At 30.4% G+C, this 684-nt stretch carries 1 protein-coding gene; it reads right to left on the reverse strand.

Going from position 1 to position 684, the window contains the following annotated elements:
• On the reverse strand, positions 1-684 hold a 684-nt coding region (locus CLTEP_RS14125), incomplete at both ends, for a transposase (protein WP_153016372.1).

Raw genomic sequence — 684 nt, forward strand, 5'->3', positions numbered from 1 at the left:
CTAGAACTTCTTATTTGATATTTATCAAGATTTAACTCCATTTTATTTTGACGAAAAAAAGTTTCTATTGTCCATCGACAATTATACCTTTGAAAAATTTCCTCATCACATAAACTGATATCTGTTGTTATAAATGCTTTCAGTGCTTTATTATTATGAAAAGCATTCTTAGGATAACTTATTAGTATGGTTACAGTCTTAAAACCATTGATTTTGCCTTGATATCTAAAAATATAATAAGAATGACCATTCACTGTAACAAGGTGAAATTGATCTTTTTTTAGCATTTGAGCATATCCACTGATCTTTTGATTCACTCTACATTCTCTTGGATATATGACACGGTTAGTTTTTAGAGCACCAACATATTGAAACCCATTTTTTAAAGAAGCTTTTATTATTTTTTCAGCACTGTACCAGCTATCAGCTAAAACATATCCCTGATAGGGTGGTTTTGGCAATGATGAAATTGCTTTTATAGCAATCATAATTTTAGATATAATATTGCCTTCAGAATCATATTGCATTTTATCATAGAGCGGTAGCTCGTAAGGGATAGTTATATCCCCACATTGCAGAAGAACACCTACTATTTGATGACCATAAACTTTTTTATTTTTAGTATGAGAATGATGAAAACCACATAATTCAATTGGAGATTTTGCCCGTGACGAAGGTATAGTT

The organism is Clostridium tepidiprofundi DSM 19306 (assembly GCF_001594005.1).
GTDB classification, from domain to species: Bacteria; Bacillota; Clostridia; order Clostridiales; family Clostridiaceae; genus Clostridium_AC; species Clostridium_AC tepidiprofundi.